General features: G+C 65.7%; 15 protein-coding genes. All 15 read left to right on the top strand.

What is annotated here, in order from left to right; genetic code table 11:
- The first annotated feature begins 148 nt into the window (after positions 1 to 148).
- The 15 genes from H582_RS0115925 (at position 149) to mpaP (ending at position 16,249) form a co-directional block, all read left to right on the top strand.
- Positions 149 to 1,702 (top strand): TIGR02677 family protein, encoded by a 1,554-nt coding sequence (locus H582_RS0115925; protein ID WP_028599319.1) that lies wholly within the window; start codon positions 149 to 151, stop codon positions 1,700 to 1,702.
- Complete coding sequence (locus tag H582_RS0115930; protein ID WP_028599320.1) at positions 1,699 to 2,904, top strand: TIGR02678 family protein; 1,206 nt, start codon at positions 1,699 to 1,701, stop codon at positions 2,902 to 2,904. Before H582_RS0115925 ends, H582_RS0115930 begins: the two co-directional genes overlap by 4 nt.
- Positions 2,901 to 7,109 (top strand): TIGR02680 family protein, encoded by a 4,209-nt coding sequence (locus tag H582_RS0115935; protein WP_084137365.1) that lies wholly within the window; start codon positions 2,901 to 2,903, stop codon positions 7,107 to 7,109. The genes H582_RS0115930 and H582_RS0115935 overlap by 4 nt, the downstream gene beginning before the upstream one ends.
- On the top strand, positions 7,106 to 8,602 hold the full coding sequence (locus H582_RS0115940; protein WP_028599322.1) for a TIGR02679 domain-containing protein: 1,497 nt from the start codon (positions 7,106 to 7,108) through the stop codon (positions 8,600 to 8,602). Before H582_RS0115935 ends, H582_RS0115940 begins: the two co-directional genes overlap by 4 nt.
- A gap of 63 nt (positions 8,603 to 8,665) precedes the next feature.
- On the top strand, positions 8,666 to 9,532 hold the full coding sequence (locus tag H582_RS0115945) for a DUF5808 domain-containing protein (protein WP_240479034.1): 867 nt from the start codon (positions 8,666 to 8,668) through the stop codon (positions 9,530 to 9,532).
- Positions 9,533 to 9,784: 252 nt separating this feature from the next.
- Complete coding sequence (locus H582_RS32010; RefSeq protein ID WP_028599324.1) at positions 9,785 to 12,151, top strand: hypothetical protein; 2,367 nt, start codon at positions 9,785 to 9,787, stop codon at positions 12,149 to 12,151.
- A gap of 17 nt (positions 12,152 to 12,168) precedes the next feature.
- On the top strand, positions 12,169 to 13,587 hold the full coding sequence (gene mpaD / locus H582_RS27965; protein WP_127464376.1) for a daptide-type RiPP biosynthesis aminotransferase: 1,419 nt from the start codon (positions 12,169 to 12,171) through the stop codon (positions 13,585 to 13,587).
- 8 nt (positions 13,588 to 13,595) lie between these two features.
- Positions 13,596 to 13,727: a hypothetical protein gene (locus H582_RS33160; protein WP_255309618.1), complete on the top strand. Its 132-nt coding sequence runs from the start codon at positions 13,596 to 13,598 to the stop codon at positions 13,725 to 13,727.
- A 164-nt stretch (positions 13,728 to 13,891) separates the two neighbouring features.
- Positions 13,892 to 14,002: a daptide-type RiPP gene (locus tag H582_RS33240; protein ID WP_304363381.1), complete on the top strand. Its 111-nt coding sequence runs from the start codon at positions 13,892 to 13,894 to the stop codon at positions 14,000 to 14,002.
- Positions 14,003 to 14,047: 45 nt separating this feature from the next.
- On the top strand, positions 14,048 to 14,167 hold the full coding sequence (locus H582_RS33245) for a daptide-type RiPP (RefSeq protein ID WP_304363382.1): 120 nt from the start codon (positions 14,048 to 14,050) through the stop codon (positions 14,165 to 14,167).
- A 45-nt stretch (positions 14,168 to 14,212) separates the two neighbouring features.
- Positions 14,213 to 14,329, top strand: a complete 117-nt coding sequence (locus H582_RS33250) for a daptide-type RiPP (protein WP_304363383.1) — start codon at positions 14,213 to 14,215, stop codon at positions 14,327 to 14,329.
- Between the two features lie 41 nt (positions 14,330 to 14,370).
- Positions 14,371 to 14,508, top strand: coding sequence for a daptide-type RiPP (locus H582_RS32435; protein WP_164820112.1), 138 nt, complete (start codon positions 14,371 to 14,373; stop codon positions 14,506 to 14,508).
- Between the two features lie 38 nt (positions 14,509 to 14,546).
- The gene (locus H582_RS33165; protein ID WP_255309619.1) at positions 14,547 to 14,672 is read left to right on the top strand and encodes a daptide-type RiPP; all 126 of its coding nucleotides are present in this window, start codon (positions 14,547 to 14,549) and stop codon (positions 14,670 to 14,672) included.
- 39 nt (positions 14,673 to 14,711) lie between these two features.
- Entirely contained in the window at positions 14,712 to 14,849 is a 138-nt protein-coding gene (locus H582_RS32440; RefSeq protein ID WP_164820113.1) for a daptide-type RiPP, read from the top strand.
- A 197-nt stretch (positions 14,850 to 15,046) separates the two neighbouring features.
- Complete coding sequence (gene mpaP, locus H582_RS0116000; protein ID WP_028599325.1) at positions 15,047 to 16,249, top strand: daptide biosynthesis intramembrane metalloprotease; 1,203 nt, start codon at positions 15,047 to 15,049, stop codon at positions 16,247 to 16,249.
- Positions 16,250 to 16,254 lie beyond the last annotated feature (5 nt).

A 16,254-nucleotide genomic window follows, 5' to 3' on the forward strand; every position in this document is an offset into this window, starting at 1 on the left:
GGAGCCGAGTGCTGTTTTTGCTAGGATATCCAACCGACACAAGACGCTCAGATGGCCTCTTTCCTTTCTTCTCCAACGTTTCCGGCTTGTCAGAGCTTCCATCTATCTCCTATGATTGAAGAAGCATGGAAGAACGGAGGAAATGTCCGTGAAAGAGGGTTCGCTAAGCGCGCAAACGCTGCGGGGCATACCGGAGCTGAAGTACGTGAACGCCGACAATGTCGTGCGTTATCGCGCGATCATGCGCTTTTTTTATTTGGAATACAAGCGGCTGCGCTACTGGCTGAGGCCGGAAGAGATTTTCGACGCCATGTCCGCCGCGAGCCTTTGGCCTGGCTATACGCTGGAGATGTGCCAGCAGGATCTGGAGCAGCTGGCGCAGTGGCAGAACCTGACGTCGCGGCATGAAGGCGGCCGTTCGTCGACGTTGGAGGAATACTTGAAGAAAAAGCTGCAGTATTGCTTGCGGCCGTACTCCATCGAGATCGAGCGCATGCTCGAATCGCTGGAGAAGGTGACCGGCTACGGCGGATCGCTGGAGGCGAGCCTGTTCGACACGATTGCCGAAAAGCTGTTCGCGATCCGCCTCGATGCGGTCGAGCTGGAGCCGGAGGCCGCTTTGCAGCTATGGAAGTCGCTGTACGAATCGTTCGTCAAGCTGCATGAAAATGCCGCCGACTACATGGCCAGCCTGCACACCGCAAAAGCCGAGGAAATGATGGTGACGGACGCCTTCCTGCTGTTCAAGGAGAAGCTGACCGACTATCTCCAGCATTTCGTACAGGCGCTGCAGCGCAGCTCCTACTCGATTGAAGGACATCTGCTCCAGATCCGCGAGCCGGTCATGGAGCTGTTCCTGGAGCGTGTCGCCGCAGGCGAGCTGAACCGTCCCCGGCTGGAGGACGGGCCAGACAAGGAGGAGCTGCTGGAGGAGCTGCGCCAGGGCTGGGGCAATATCCGGCGCTGGTTCCTTGGCAGCGGCTCCGCGGCGAGCGAGCTGACGATGCTGGAACGGGCGACGAAGGATGCCATCGCCCGCATCGTGCGCAGCGCCATCCGCATCCAGGAGCGCAAGCGCTCCGGGATGAGCCGCAAAAAGGAGCTGGAGCATCTCGCGAGCTGGTTCGCCCGCCTGGAGTCCATCGAGGACGCCCATCGGCTCGGCGCGCATGCGTTCGGCTTGTTCCGCACGCGCCATCTGCAGGGCGAGGATCTCCGCACGACGGACCGCTCCGATCAATCTTCCTGGGAGGAGCAGCCGATGCTGCGCCGGCTGCGTTCCCGCAGCCGCAAGCGCTCCGAGCGCTCCGTGTCGGATTCGGTAACGGATCATGGGGCGCGCAAGCAGCGGGAGCGGGAAGCTTATCAGGCGAGGCAGGCGGAAGAGAGGCGCGGCATCGAACGGATGCTGCGGCTGAAAGAGCTGTCGATCTCCGAGCTGGGGCCGGTGACGGCCCAGGAGCGGATCCGCTTGCTGCAATGGATCGGCCGCTGCATGACGGCAGGAACGAGGCGCAGCTTCGTCACGGCGGAAGGGGTGCGCATCACGCTCCAGAAGCCGGAGCATGGTGAGCGGGCGCTGCTGCAGGCGGAGGATGGAGAGCTCGAAATGGCGGATTATCGGCTGAGCTTCCAGCTGACCGAGGCCGCTTCAAGTGAGCTGGAGCTGGCCGAGAGAGAAGAAGAGGAGGCGAGGCGATGAATCGCGGAGCGGCACGCCGCGCAGCCAAGCGAGAGCGCAGCGCGGAGCAGCTGGCCGAGCGCAAGCAGGAATGCGCGCAGGCTCTGCTCAACCGGCCGTGGGTGTCCAAGGAAGAGGACGCCGAGCTTTATTATGCGGTCAAGGATCATTACGAGGAGCTGAGAGGCTGGTTCATGGACAAGGCGGGCTTGCCGCTGCTGCTGACGCGGACGATGGCCAAGCTGGATAAGGCTCCGGTCGGCGCGCAGCCCTGGATGGGATTCGAGGAGTTCCGCGAGCCGCAGGACTATGTCTTTTTCACCTACGGCCTCTGGTACCTGGAGTCCAAGACGGAGCTCGACCAGTTCCTGCTGTCCGAGATGGTGGAGCAGATCCGCGAGCAGATGATCGCCGGAGGCATGGATGCGGACTGGCGAGTCTACTCGCATCGGCTCTCGATGGCGCGCGCGCTCAAAAAGCTGCGCGTGCTCGGCGTGCTGCTCGGCGTAGACGGCGACGAATCGCTATGGGCGCAGAACGAGGAGCGCAACGTGCTGTACGAATGCTCCCCTGCCGCCCGGTATGTGCTGCGCCGGTTCCCTTGGGACCTGACGGATGCCCGGGAGCTGCGGCAGCTCGAGGATCCGGTCACGTACGCGGATACGGCCGATGGGCAGAACGGACGCATCCGGCACCGGGTGTTCCGCCGGCTGCTGATGGAGCCGCTGGTCGAGGATCGGGACTGGAGCGAGGAGGAGCTGAAGTACGTGCAAGGTCAGCGACGCGCGATTTTGGACCAGCTTGAGAAGACGCTCGGCTGGAACGGACGGCGCTATCGCGAAGGCATGGCCTTTTTCCACCCTGGCCTCACCTCGGAAAGCGAGCTGTTCCCGACGCAAGCCGCCGTCTCCGATCTCGCGCTGCTCGTGTCCGGAGAGCTGCGGCGCCTGAAGGACGAAGGAAGCCTCGAGCCGCAGCCGGATGGGGCGATCCGCTTGACGATGTCCGAGCTGGAGACGATGCTGCTTCGCCTGCGCAAGCAGCATGGAAAGTACTGGAGCAAGGAATGGAGGGAGGATCTGTCCAGCAGCGAGCTGGCCGCCCTGTGCCTGGACCATCTGAAGTCTTGGGGGCTGGCGGAGCGCACGGCGGCAGGAGAGGTCCGAATATCGGCTATCCTTGGGCGATGGCAGGCCGAATATGGGGAGGAGGAGCGGGAATGAGCATCGAAGCGCGTCGGGAAGAACGGGTGGAAGAGCAGGAGGACGACGGAAGAGAAAGCAGTTTTCGAGCGGCGGAGGCCGCGGCGGCGCCGTCCTCGGCCCGCTGGCAGATGAACCGGGTCGGCATCCTGAACTTCTGGTATTACGACGAGGAAGAGTTCCAGCTGGAAAATGGCCGCATCATCCTGCGCGGAGCGAACGGCTCCGGCAAGTCGGTCACGATGCAAAGCTTCCTGCCGCTCGTGCTGGACGGCGACAAGCGGGCTCATCGGCTCGATCCGTTCGGATCGAGGGACCGCCGGATCGAGTATTATTTGCTCGGCGAAGAAGAGAGCGGGTCGGTCAAGACCGACTCGACCGGATACTTGTGGATGGAGTTCAAGCACGGCGAGACCGGCTTGCATCGCACGATCGGCATCGGGCTGAGAGCGCGGCGCGGCGGAGCGCAGGTGCAGTTCTGGGGGTTCGCGATCACCGACGGCAGGCGGATCGGACGCGATCTCTGGCTGTATGACCGTCCGGCCTGGCTGCAGGACAAGATCAAGACGCCGCTCGACCGCAAGGAGCTGGAGAAGCTCATCGGCGCAGGCGGGCAGGTCGTCCACGACCAGAAAGCCTATCAGGATCTCGTCAACAAGCAGCTGTTCGGCTTTCCGGACAGCGACGCGTTCCAGGATTTGCTGCAGCTGATGATCCAGCTGCGCAGTCCGAAGCTGTCCAAGGACTTCAAGCCGTCCGCCATCTACCAGATCCTGCATCAGGCGCTGCCGCCTCTGCTCGAGGACGATCTGCGCCCGCTGTCCGAAGTGCTGGAGGACATGGACCAGATCACGGATCGGCTGGACGAGCTGCGCCGGCACCGGGCGAGCGTGGACAAGCTGCAGCAGCGGTATGATTTCTACAACAAGCATCAGCTGCTGGAGCGGTCGGACCGCTATCGCGCCGCGGCGGCGGAGCTGGAGCAGGCGCTGGCCAAGGTGCGGACATGTCAGCAGGAGCTGGACGCCGCCGGGCAGGATCGGGAGGCGGCGGAGTCGAGGCTGGCCGCGCTGCAGGATCAGGTCCGCACGCTGAACGCGGAGCGCGAGCTGCTGGGCCGGCATGAAGCGATCGGCAAGCAGCAGGAGTACGAGAAGGCGCAGGAGATGCTGGAGGATCTGGAGCGCCAGCTGGCTCGGGCCAGGGAGTCGCTGCGCAAGGCAGGAGCCCGGGAGGACCAGCTGCGGCGCGAGCAGGAGGCGCGGCAAGCGGATCTGCAGCGGCTCGGCGGAGGGCAGCTAGAGCTGCTGGATGAGCTCGAGGCGCTGGCCGGCGAGTTGGAGTTCCAGGAGCATGCGGTCTATCACCGCTATTGGATGCCGGATGTTCCGGCCGGGGATGCATGGCGCGAGCCTTGGCGCCGGGATCTGAGGCAGCATCGTCAGCGCATCGAGCAGGCGCTTGCCCGGGCGGTCCAGGAGCGGGAAGCCGGAGCGGCCGCCAGGGATCGGGAGATCGAGCTGGGCGAAGCGAGCCGCAGCCGTGACGAAGCGGAGCGGATTCGGGGAGATCGCGGACGGAAGCTCGACGAGGCCAGGGAAGAGCTGAGAAACGAGCTGGCGATCTGGGCCGGCCGGCTGCAGGTTCTCCCGTTCGACGAGGCGTCGCTGCGGGCGGCGCTGGAAGCCGTCAGCGAGTACAGCGAGGAAAGCAGCTCGCTGGAGCCGCTGCGCGCGCCGCTGGCCGCCGCCTATGACGGGGAGCGCGAGCGTCTCGTCTCGGCGCGGCTGGAGCTGGAGAGGGAAAGCCGCCAGCTGGCCGCAGATCGCGAGCAGCTGGTCATGGAGAAGCGGCGCTGGGAGCAGAGCCGGGAGCCGGAGCCGCCTCGCAGCGAAGCGCGCAGCCGCTTTAGGTCCCGGCTGGCGGGCGAGATCGCCGGAGCTCCGCTTTATGCAGCTTGCGACTTTGCCTCGGGCCTGACGGAAGAGGCGCGGGCACGCATCGAGGAAGCGCTGGAAAAAAGCGGGCTGCTCGATGCCTGGATCGCGCCGGACGGGCGGATCGAAGCGGCGGCTGCCGGCGAGGAAGAGAGCTGGCTGGCTCCGGTTCCGTACGAGTTCGGCTATACGCTGGCCGATGTGCTGGTCGCGGATCCGCCGGAGGGCAGCGGTCTGAGCGCCGAGCGGATTCGGCAGGTGCTGCGCAGCTTCCTGTGGGACGAGAGCGGCGCGGCGGGCGACGGCGATTGGGGAGGCGCGATCGGAGCCGACGGCTCGTATCGTCTCGGTCCGTTGTCCGGGCGGTCCGCCGTGAAGGAGCGGGCCGAATATATCGGCCGGGAGACGCGCAAGCGGACGAGGCTGCTGGAGATCGCCCGCCTCCAGCAGGAGATCTCGGAGCTGGACGGACAGCTTGCGGCTGCGGCGGCAAGGCTGGCAGCCGCGGCGGAGGCCGAGAGCAGGCTGGCGCAGGAGCGCGACGCCTACCCGTCTCCATCCATGATGGAAGCGGCGCGCAAGGAGCTGGAGGCAGCGGGGCATCGGCTGGCGGCAGCGCTGCATCAGGAGCAGCGGGCGCTCGAGCGGTTCAAGGCCAAGGCGGAGGAGTGGCATCGGCTGCAGCGGGAGCTCGCCGAAGCGACGGCAGACTGGAGCCGGCTGAAGCGGGAGCCCGAGCTAGCCGCGGCGCTGCGCTCGGCAGCGGACTACGAGGCGCAGCTGTCCGAGCTTGCCTCGCTCTGGAAAGAGCATGAGGGAACGGCGCGCGCGTTGGAACGCCTGTCCGAGGAGATCGCCTCCGCTGGACAGGAACGGGAGGATCTGCTGCAGCTCGAAGACGAGCTCGATCTCCGCCGCCGCGACCAGCAGGCGCAGACCGATGCGCTGAAGAGGCTGATCGAGGAGCTGGGGCTGGCCGATGTGTCCAGGCGGCTGGAGGAGCTGCGCCAGCAGCTGCAAGCGCTGTTCCGGTCCGTACGCGACGAGGAGGCGGCCGTGGATCGGGCCAAGGGCGAAGCGGCGCGCGCGGATGCCCGGCTGGTCCTGCTGCGGGAGCAGCAGCAGGAGCGCGAGCATGCGGCTAGGCAGACGAGCGGGCAGCTGGAGCAGGAGATGGAGCTCGGGCTCGCCGGAGACTGGAAATCGCAGCTGCATCAGGCGCGCGCTGCCGGCAAGCCTGCGCTCGGACGGCTGGCGGCGGAGGTGAGGAGCGAGTACGCCGGGCTGTTCGAGAACCGCAACGTCGACAACATTACGAATCGCCTGCTGGAAGAGATGTCGGCGGCGCGGACGCAGCTGACCGATTATGTGCTGGAGCTGGCTGTCGACGAGCGAAGCGGCCGATTCATGGTCTGGTCGATGCGCAACCCGCAGCAGCCGCTCGCTCCGCAGCGTCTGCTGCAGGAGCTGGAGGAGCTGGAGGCGGAGCAGGACGCGCTGCTCAGCGAGAAGGATCGCGTGCTGTTCGAGGACATCATCCTGTCCAGCGTCGGCAAGGCGATCCGCCAGCGCATCCATCGGGCCGAGCAATGGGTGCGCGAGATGAACCGCCTCATGGAAGCGCGCGAGACTTCCAGCGGCCTCAGGCTGCGCCTGGAATGGGGGCCGAAAAGCGCCGCTACGGAGGAGCAGCTCGACGTCCATGATCTGGTCGAGCTGCTCAAGCGCGATTCGCAGCGGCTGCGGGAGGATGAGATCGAAGCGATGATCCGCCACTTCCGGGAGCAGATCCGCCTGGCCAAGGAAACGGCTCAGAACGAGCAGGAATCGCTGCGGCTGCATCTTTACCGCATCCTCGATTACCGGAACTGGTTCGAGTTCGGACTGAAGTCCAAAAAAGGAACCCAAGCCGCCTATCGCCCGCTGACCGATGCCCGATTCAACGTCCTGAGCGGCGGAGAAAAAGCGATGGCGATGTACATCCCGCTGTTTGCGGCAGCCTGGTCGCGCTATTCGGATGCCCGTGAGGATGCGCCGAGGCTCATTTCACTGGACGAGGCTTTCGCCGGCGTCGACGAGGAGAACATGCGCGACATGTTCAAGCTGCTGACGGATATGGGCTTCGACTTCATGATGACCTCGCAGGTGCTGTGGGGCTGCTACGATACGGTTCCGCAGCTGGCGATCTATGAGATTTCCCGTCCGAAGGATGTCGACTTCGTCACGTTGTTCCACTATCGATGGAACGGCAAGCGCAGGACGTATGTCGAGGCGGATGAGCCGTCGTGACGCAAGGACAGGCCGAACAAGAGGCGAGGGCGTATTTCCTGCGGCCCGGCATGAATCGATTGCTGCAGGCGATCTGGAAGCGGTACGAGGGCCTGGGGCGGATCGGCGGCAAGGCGGTCGTGCCGAAGCTGAGGCCGGAAGAGTGCGAAGCGCTGAATGGATTCTTCGGAACGTATTACAGGCCGGGGGAAAAAGCCGAAATCAGCCTGAGTGAGATGGAGCTCGAGCTTCGCCGCTCCGTGTTTGAATGCGGCCTGGAAGAGCTTTATCAGCGTCTTTACGGAGAGCCTTTGCTTAGCCGTTCAGATAGGAAACGGATGAGCCAGCAAAATTGGCAGGCTCTGTTCACCGCGGCTGAGCGCCGGCTGCATGCAGAAGGCTTGCTGCCCCCGCCTTTCGTCGAGGAATGGTGGCTCATGCTGAGAAGCGGGAAAGGGATGGGCTATCGAACGTTGAAAGAACTGTGGGACCGGGGAGAAGCGGAGGCTTCGGAAGCGCTGCTGCACGCCACGCTGGCATGGTGCCGATTAAGCGGCGAGGAGGAGCGAGGGGCGAGGCGGCCGATCCGAAAGCCCGTGCTGGCGGCGGAAGTGTCGGGCAACCCGCATGCGCTCGATCGGGATCAGCCGGCCGGCCGCCTGTTTTTCCAGGCCCTGCTGTCGATGCCGGCTCCAAGCGGCCATTCAGAGAGGGCAGCTCGCGAGGCGGATCAGGCTTCACTTGTCGTTAGGGAAGGGGCGGAGGACTCGACTCTGGAAGCTGCGGATAGGCAGGAAGAACCCCCGCTCGAGCGGATGGTTCGCGAGGCCGCCAAAGGGTTGGATACGCTGGCCGCGCGCGAAGTCTACCGAAGCTGGGGAGTGCTCGACGACGACTTCTCGTCCTACGTCCATCTGTATAGGCAAGGATCAGATCCGTCAGCCCAGTCGGGCCATCATGCCGTTTGGACGCTGGCTCATGTAGAAGAAGCGAGAATCCTTCCGCTCGTCTCGGAGCTGTTCGTGGTGGAGAATCCGGCCGTTTATGCCGCCTTGATCGATGAGCGTAGGAACGGAGCCGTCATCGGGAACGCAGGGGCGAGGAGCGGCAGTCCGCTGCTGCTCTGTACGAGCGGGCCGGCAAGCGCTGCCGCGCTGCGGCTGATGGACCGGCTCGTGGAGTCCGGCAGGCTGAGCGGCATGATCCGCTACTCCGGCGATTATGATGGGAAAGGAATCGTCATGGCCAATGTGCTCTGCCGACGGTATCGGGAGCGCTTCCGGCCCTGGCGTTTCGATCGCGAGACGTATGCGGATTCGCTTGCGCAAGGGAAGCTGGCTGCCCGCGGCCTCCATTTTTCGCCGGAAGAGTGCCGGCAGCTTTCCAAATTGCGGGCAGAGTGGCAGCCGGATCTGACCGCCAGGCTGCTGCAATCGAAGAGGAAGCTGTTTCAGGAAGAGCTGCTCGATCTGCTCGTCTCGGATTGGATGGAGGCATTCAACCCGAATGCATGACAATGAAAGGAGAGAGGGTCTATCGTCGCCTTTCTGATCATCCTGTCGGTCGTTGTCGTCATCGTGTACGCCTCGATGCTGGGCACCTATCTCCCGCAGGCCGCCTATCGCCATGGCATGCGGTTCGCGGTGGCGCTTCCTCCGGAAGCGGCGTCGCATCCCGAGCTGGAGGCGGCGAGCGCCCGCTTCCGGCGCGAGATGAAGACCGCCGCGCTCGGCATGGCGCTGGCGCTGATCCCGCTCTACGCGCTCTATGACTGGATTGCCTTCCAGTCCCTCTACTTCGTGGCTTGGCTGCTCGCCTTCGTCCTGCTGCTCGTCCGGCCGTTCCGCCGCGCGTTCCGGACGACGCTGGCGCTCAAGCGCCGCGAAGGCTGGTCCGCTCCGACGGCAAGGCCCGGCAAGCCGGAGGAAGAGGACGAATGGTGGGCGAACGGGTTCACCTATCATAATCCGCATGATTCGGCCGTATTCGTCGCCAAGCGGGTCGGCATCGGGATGACGGTGAACTCGGCGTCGCGCGGCGGCAAGTGGTTCCTCGGCGTGACGCTGGGGCTCGCAGCGGCGGTGCTCGGCCTCGCCTGCGCCCTGCTGCTCGTGTCCGAGCTCGTCTCGCCGAAGCTGGAGCTGGCGGAGAAGCAGGTGCGCATCGACTATCCGCTGCACTCCGCCTCCTTTGACCTCGGCGAGGTCGCCGAGCTGAGCCTGACGGACGAGATTCCGCGAGGAGCCAAGCTCAGCGGGGAAGCGACGGGCAAGGTGCTGAGAGGCAGCTTCCGGCTGAGGGAGCTCGGCAAGGCGCAGCTGTTCGTCTATCGCGACCGCCCGCCGTACATCCGCTTCCGGCTGGATGGCCGCTATGTGTACTACAATGAAGAGGATCCCGCGCGGACGCGGGAGCTGTACGAGCGGCTGCAGGGCAGCCGCTGATCCAGGCTCGCGCCGCCGCAATTCCCGCAGCGGCGGCAGCGCCGCCTCCGCAAAGCCGCAAACCCGCGCCATGGCGCGGGTTTGCGGCTTTTTTTCGGTTCTTTTCCGCAAGCCGTTTGTGGAATGACGAAGCCTCGTTTTCGGTGTGAAATGGAAAAAGATCGCTTATAGTGAAATCAAGGGAAACAACGACAGCACGAACCGGAAGCGGGCAACGGAACGAAGAGACGACGAGGGCGAGGAGGAGACGGCATGCAGGGATTTTCATTCGGAAGCGGATTGACGCTGGTCCATCTGGAGGCGAGCTCGCCGAGGCTGTTCGCAGCGACGGACCAGCTGGACTGCCGGTACGTGAGGGCCTACTTCAGGCAGCAGGGCACGCCGACGGCGCAGTACATCCAGGCCAGCCTGGCCGGATTGTACGAGACGGCCGAGGATCTGCTCTCGCTCGGCAACGATGCCGTCGCCTTCCACGTCACTCCGGCCTCCTACCGTCTCTGCCGGGAGCTGAGCGGGACGCTCGGAGCCCTGGACGGCTCGCTCCGGATCTTCTGGTTCGGCGAATGGGCGGCCGAGCTGCCGGACGGCTCGCTGCCGGACGCGGTGGAGCGGCTCGTCCGCTCGGAGCCCGAACGCGTCCTGCACCGGCTGCTGGAGCCGGACGCGCCGAGCGAGGAAGCGGACGAGGCCGACGCGCTCGATGCCATCGCCGGGGTATGGGAGGATGCGGCGTCCATGCGGCAGGCTCCGCTGCTGGCGGTCAAGGCGGCGGATCGCCTCGGAGGCGATGCGGCCCCGGGCGGCATCCGGCTGCATTCGCCGGAGCGGCTGCTCCGCGACATTCGGCTCGCGGCCGCCGCTTCCCGCCAGATGCGGCCGGAGCTGCAGCTGCTCGGCTACGAGGCGGCGACTGCCGACGAGGCGCGGGAGGCCGCTGTCGCCGAAGCGCTGGAGGCGTGCCGAGCAAGCGCGACCTGGTCGGCGGAGCTGACGCTGGAGCGCTGGCGGAGAGGCGGCGCCGCCCGCCTCGCGGAGCTGGGCGCCAGCACGCTGACGCTGCGGCTGCCGGACAGCTTGGCCGAGGCGGAGCCTTTTCTGGCCGACATGCTGCGGGAGCTGAGGATCGCCTACCCGGACCTGCGGCTGCGCATCGTGCTGGAGACAGCGCCTGGCAGCACGGAGTCGGGGGCGCGGCGGGTCGCCGGGCAGCTCAGACAGTGCCTGGACGAAGGACTGCTCGCCCGGGATGCGATCGCTGCTGCCGTCCCGGCTGCCGCCGGCGCGCAAGCCCGCACGCTGCTGCCGTCTCCGCTGGAGGAGCTGGCGCGCGAGCGATTCGGCTCCAGCCCGGAGACGGCGCTTGTGAACGGCTTTCTCGCCTTCATGACCGGGCACTATCCGGCCCATGTCCTCGGGGGCGGCGCGAAGCATATCGGCGTCGGCGAGGACGGCTGGAGGCCCGAGACGATTCGACGCATAGGCGAGCACTCCGCCCTCAACAGCGCCGTCTTCTTCGAACAAAACCAAGCATGCGGGGAAGAAAACTCGAATTCTGTCGAGCCCCCGATCTTCTATGACCAGGACGGCAAGTGGAAGCGGCTCGACCGCCGCTTCGATCAGGCGAGCAGCGAGGCGGAGCGCGAGGGAACCTATCTCTCCAACGCCAACCGGCTGGAACGCTTGGGCGGCGGCCGCTGGCAGCTTCAGCTGAACGACTTCCTGCTGGCCGAGCCGATCTCGCTGCTGCGCCAGCGCTACGAGGAAGCCGCAGCCGAGGAAGGCGCCGATGCTTCTGCGGACTTCCGGCTGCTGGACATCCGCAGCGAGCGCGACCTCGACCGGTTCCTGGAGGACGTCGACGCGTTCAGCCGCACGGGACGCTTCGCGCATGGCTACGAGGTCCAGTCGTACGTAACGGACAGCTGCCGCTGGTCGGCGGCGGGCGCCTGCTCGGCCCGCAAGCTGCCGAGGCTGTTCGCGGACGGGGAGGGCGATGTCGCCGCCTGCCGGGGCTGCGCGCCGATCGGCCATCTGGACGATACGCCCGACCAGCTGCTCATGCAGGCCGCGGTGCTGTCCGATCAGGAGCAGCTGCTGCGCGGATGCGCTTCCTGCGAGATTCGATCGACCTGCTCCCAGTGCGCGTTCCTGCCGTCCTACATGACGGCGGCGCAGTACTGCTCCATCCGCCGCAAGCATGTCATGCTGCATCGCTACATGCAGGTGGTCCAGCTCGTCAAGGGACTCCGCCGCCATACGCAGGCGCTGTCCGCGCTGGACGCCGAGACGCTGCTCGTCTCGCTGCCGACCTGCACGCATTACTACCCGCTGGCCGGAGGCGCCGAGCGTCCCTCGCTCGTCAGCGAGGCGGTCTTTCTCCTGACGACGGACGGCACGCCGGTGCTCTACCAGGCTGTCAGCCAAAAGGTGCTCAAGCTGAGCGAGCCGATGGCGCTGCTGCTCGAAGGGCTCATGGTCGGCGCGACCGAAGCCGAGCTGGCCGGCGCGCTGCAAGCGGCGTACGGCACGGAGCCGTCCTACGCGGCGGCCGCCGTCAGCCAGGCGATCGAGCTGTTCAGCCGCCAAGGCTGCCTCAATCTGCCCGCACGGGCATCGTGAACGAAAGGAGATCCGCTATGCTGACACCTGCACCTGCACCTGCATCTGCGCCCGAGTCTGCGCCGGCGCCTGCATCCGTCCCTGCGCCGGGAAGCGCCGCCGCTCCGGTGGCTCCGCTGCCGCCGCCCGGCTACCCGATCGTCCATCCGCTCAAGGATGTCCGTCTGGGCGAAGCCTTCCCCTCCTTCGCGGCCGGCGAGGGCATCTACGTCCAGGACACGAACGGCAAGACGTACATCGACGGCATCAGCGGGCTCTGGAACGTCTCGCTCGGCTATCGGCATCCCGGCATCCGCCAGGCGATCGTCGACCAGCTCGACCGGCTGCCTTATGTCAACCCTGTCGACGGAGCGAACCCGACGACGCTCGCCTTTGCCGAGACGCTGCTGCGCCTGACGCCGCCGGCGCTGGCCAAGGTCGCGTACACCTGCACCGGCTCGGAGTCGGTGGAGCTGGCAATCAAGCTCATCCGCAAGTTCCATCAGCTGTCGGGCCGTCCGGAACGCACGCTCATCGCGGTGCTCGACAAGTCCTATCACGGCACGTACTACGGCTCGATGAGCGCGAGCGGCATCGACCAGGAGATCTCGGAGAGCTACGGCCCCCGAGTGCCCGGCTTCCGGTTCCATCCGGTGCCGCTCGGCGACGACGGCAAGCCCGCCGTGCTGGAGGGCGAGCTGCTGGAGCGCCGGCTGGCGGAGCTGGAGCGGCTGTTCGAGGAAGAGGAGGGCCGCCTCGGCGGCATCATCCTCGAGCCGATCATCGGCTCGGGCGGCATCCTGCCGCTGCCGGACCGCTACCTGCGGCGGGTCCGCGAGCTGTGCGACCGCTCCGGCGCGCTGCTCGCCTTCGACGAGGTGGCGACGGGCATGGGACGCACGGGACGCATGTTCGCCTTCGAGCACAGCGGCGCGGCGCCGGACATCCTCTGCCTGTCGAAGGGCATCAACAGCGGCTATCTGCCGCTCGGCGCGACGCTGTTCAGCGACGCGATCTACCAGGCGTTCGCCCGGGCCGGATCGCATATCGAGCATCTGTCGACGCAGAACGGCAATCCGATCGCCTGCGCCGCCGGCCTCGCGACTGTTGAGGCGCTGGAGCGGCCCGGCCTGCTGGCGGAGGTGACCCGCAAGGGCGAGCTGCTCCGCCGCCTGCTGGAGGAAGCGCTGGCTGCGAATCCGATGTTCCTCGAGACGCGGGGCAAAGGGCTCATGATCGGCGTCGCCCTGACCTCGGACCGCTCGGCCCGGGCGCTGCTCGATCCGGACCGCTTGCGGGAGGTCGTCGCCCGGCTGAGGCAGCGCGGCCTGCTCGTCTACCCGATCCACACGCCCGGCGTGACGACCGGCTTCCACCTGTTCCCTCCGCTGATCATCGAGGACGGCGAGATCCGCAAGATCGTCCAGATCGTCGCCCGCTCGCTGGGAGGGAGGTGAGAGCGAGCATGAGTCCGGCCAAGCATGACCTGGCCTCGCCGCTGGAGCTGACTCCGGCCGAGCCGGAGCCGGAGGCCGCCGTCATCTCCCGGCTGCGGGCCTGCCTGCACCGCATCGGCAGCTTCCTTTCCTTCCGCTGACCCTTTTCGCAACGGCGACATTCCGCTCAGGAGGTGATGACCGTGATGGCAATCTGGCCGCTTCCGTTCCCGAAGCTTCCGATCCCGCTTCCGTTCCCGATCGACCCGATCATCCTGTTCTAATCGCTCCCGCTCCGCCCATTCCCTTTCAGGAGGTGAGATCCATGAACGAAATCTCCCTGCAGCTCGAAGAGCTGGAAGCCGTCGCGGCTCCAGGCTGGCAAGATACTGTCGTCATCATCGCCATCGGACTCGGCATCGCGGCCCTCACCTAGTTCCGATTCCCGCATAGCGATATTCCTTGAGAGGAGGTGAAATCCATGAAAAACCTGTCCCTGCAGCTCGAAGAGCTCGAGGCGGTCGCCGCTCCGGTCGATTGGGGCGATGTCGCGATCGGCATCGGCATCGGCATCGGCATCGGCGCCATCGCCTTCACGTAATCCGCGTTTCCCTGCATCCGACATTACGCCAAGGAGGTGAAATCCATGAAAAACCTGTCCCTGCAGCTCGAGGAGCTGGAAGCTGTTTCCGCTCCGGACTGGAAAGACGTTGCCGTCGGCATCGGTATCGGCATCGGCATCGGCGCGATCGCCTTCACGTAATCCATTTATCCCATCCACTTTCATCCAAGGAGGAATGATCCATGAATCCATCCCTGAACCTGCATATGGAACTGCTCGAGGACGTATCCGCTCCGGGCAGCGGCAAGGACTTTGTCGAAGGCGTAGCGGTCGGCCTGGGCGCCGTCGCGGCTGTCACGGCGATCATCGCCTTCACGTAAGAGCGACCCCGTACCTTTTCGGAAAGGAGGCCAAAACCATGAACCAAGCTCTGTCCCTCCAACTGGAGGAAATGGAAAGCATCGCAGCACCGGGCGACGGCGCGTACATCGCCGGCGTAGCGGTAGGCGTCGCGATCGGCATCGGCATCATCGCCTTCACGTAATCGAAGCTTTACTTAACCCTATCCAAGGAGGAATCATCCATGAACCAATCGCTGAACCTGCACATGGAGCTGCTGGAGGACGTATCCGCTCCGGGCAGCGGCAAAGATTTCGTCGAAGGCGTAGCGGTCGGCCTGGGCGCCGTCGCAGCCGTCACGGCCATCATCGCCTTCACCTAAGAACCGCTTCGGACGAACAATCGCCCGCAAGACCCGGCTGAGCCTCTCAGCCGCTTCAGATGGGAGACTCTCTCCCCGCCCGGACGATGGAGCCGGGCGGGGGAGTCCTCCCCATGACGAGCATCGCCGCATTATTTTTTTCCTGGATTAACGATGAAGCCTGACCCGGACATTATCCACGATTCGAGGTGAACGAGATGTCGACCGCATCATCAGCCTTCGATATCCATGAGATCGAAAACAACCTATTCCTGGTTCAACATAAATCGAGCCGCAAGTTCATCCGCATGGGGCCGCGCGAGACGGAGTACCTGCAGTTCCTCGCCGCCGTCCCCGCCGCCGCCGCGGACCCGCCGCAGGGCGAAGCGGCCGCCCAAGCCGCCCCGGCCTACGCCGGCAGCCTGACGGAGGAGGAGCGGGCCTATCTCGCCGCCAAATTCGGCGAATGGGGCTTCCTCGACCCGGCCTTGCCGGAGGAGGAGGCGGCCGGAGCCCGCAAGTGGCGCTTCAACTGGCGCATCGACGACCTGACGACGATCAAGTTTTTCTCCGTCGATCCCGACGCCTGGCTGGACCGGCGGCTGCCGCTCATCCGCCTGCTGCTCCACCCGGCGGCAATCGCCGCCTACGGGCTCGTCATGCTCGGCGCGTTCGCGCTGCTGCTGTCGCAGCCGCAGCTGACCGTCGGCCTCGACCCGTACGGCCTCGGCTGGGGCCAGTACGCGGCGATCTACGCGATGATCGTCCTGACGACGGTCATCCACGAGCTCGGCCACGGCATGACGTGCAAATATTACGGCGGGCGCGTGAAGCAGATGGGCGCGATGCTGTTCTACTTCAGCCCGGCGATGTTCTGCGACGTGAGCGACACGTATACGTTCCGGCGCCGGCGGCATAAGCTGGCCGTGCTGGCGGCGGGCGTGTTCAGCCAGTGGCTGCTCTCCTCGCTCGCCATCCTCGCCTACGGCGCGCTCCAAGCGGCCGGAGCGCAGCCGTCGGAGCTGCTGCTGTACTACGCCTTCGCCAACCTCGGCATGAGCGTGCTCAACCTGCTGCCGCTCGTCAAGCTCGACGGCTACTGGATGCTGAGCCACGGCCTCGGCATCGCCAACCTGCGCGCCAAGGCGTTCCGCTCCCTGTGGAGCCTGCTGCGGCTGACGAAATTCCGCGGGGAGGCTGCCCAAAGCGGCGCCAGCCGCCGGGAGCGCGCGATCCTGCTCGCCTACGGCGCGGCGGCGACGGCGTTCACTCCTTGCTTCTGGCTGTGGGGCATCCTGCAGGTGCAGCAGCGGCTGCAAGCCTGGATCGGCGCCTTCAGCTTCCTCGTGACCGCCTGCATCGCGGTCGTCATGCTCTATCATATGGGCAAGTTTTTCCGGACGATGAGACAGCCGGCCTGACCGGC

The sequence above is a fragment of the Paenibacillus pasadenensis DSM 19293 genome, assembly GCF_000422485.1.
Lineage (GTDB): Bacteria > Bacillota > Bacilli > Paenibacillales > Paenibacillaceae > Paenibacillus_O > Paenibacillus_O pasadenensis.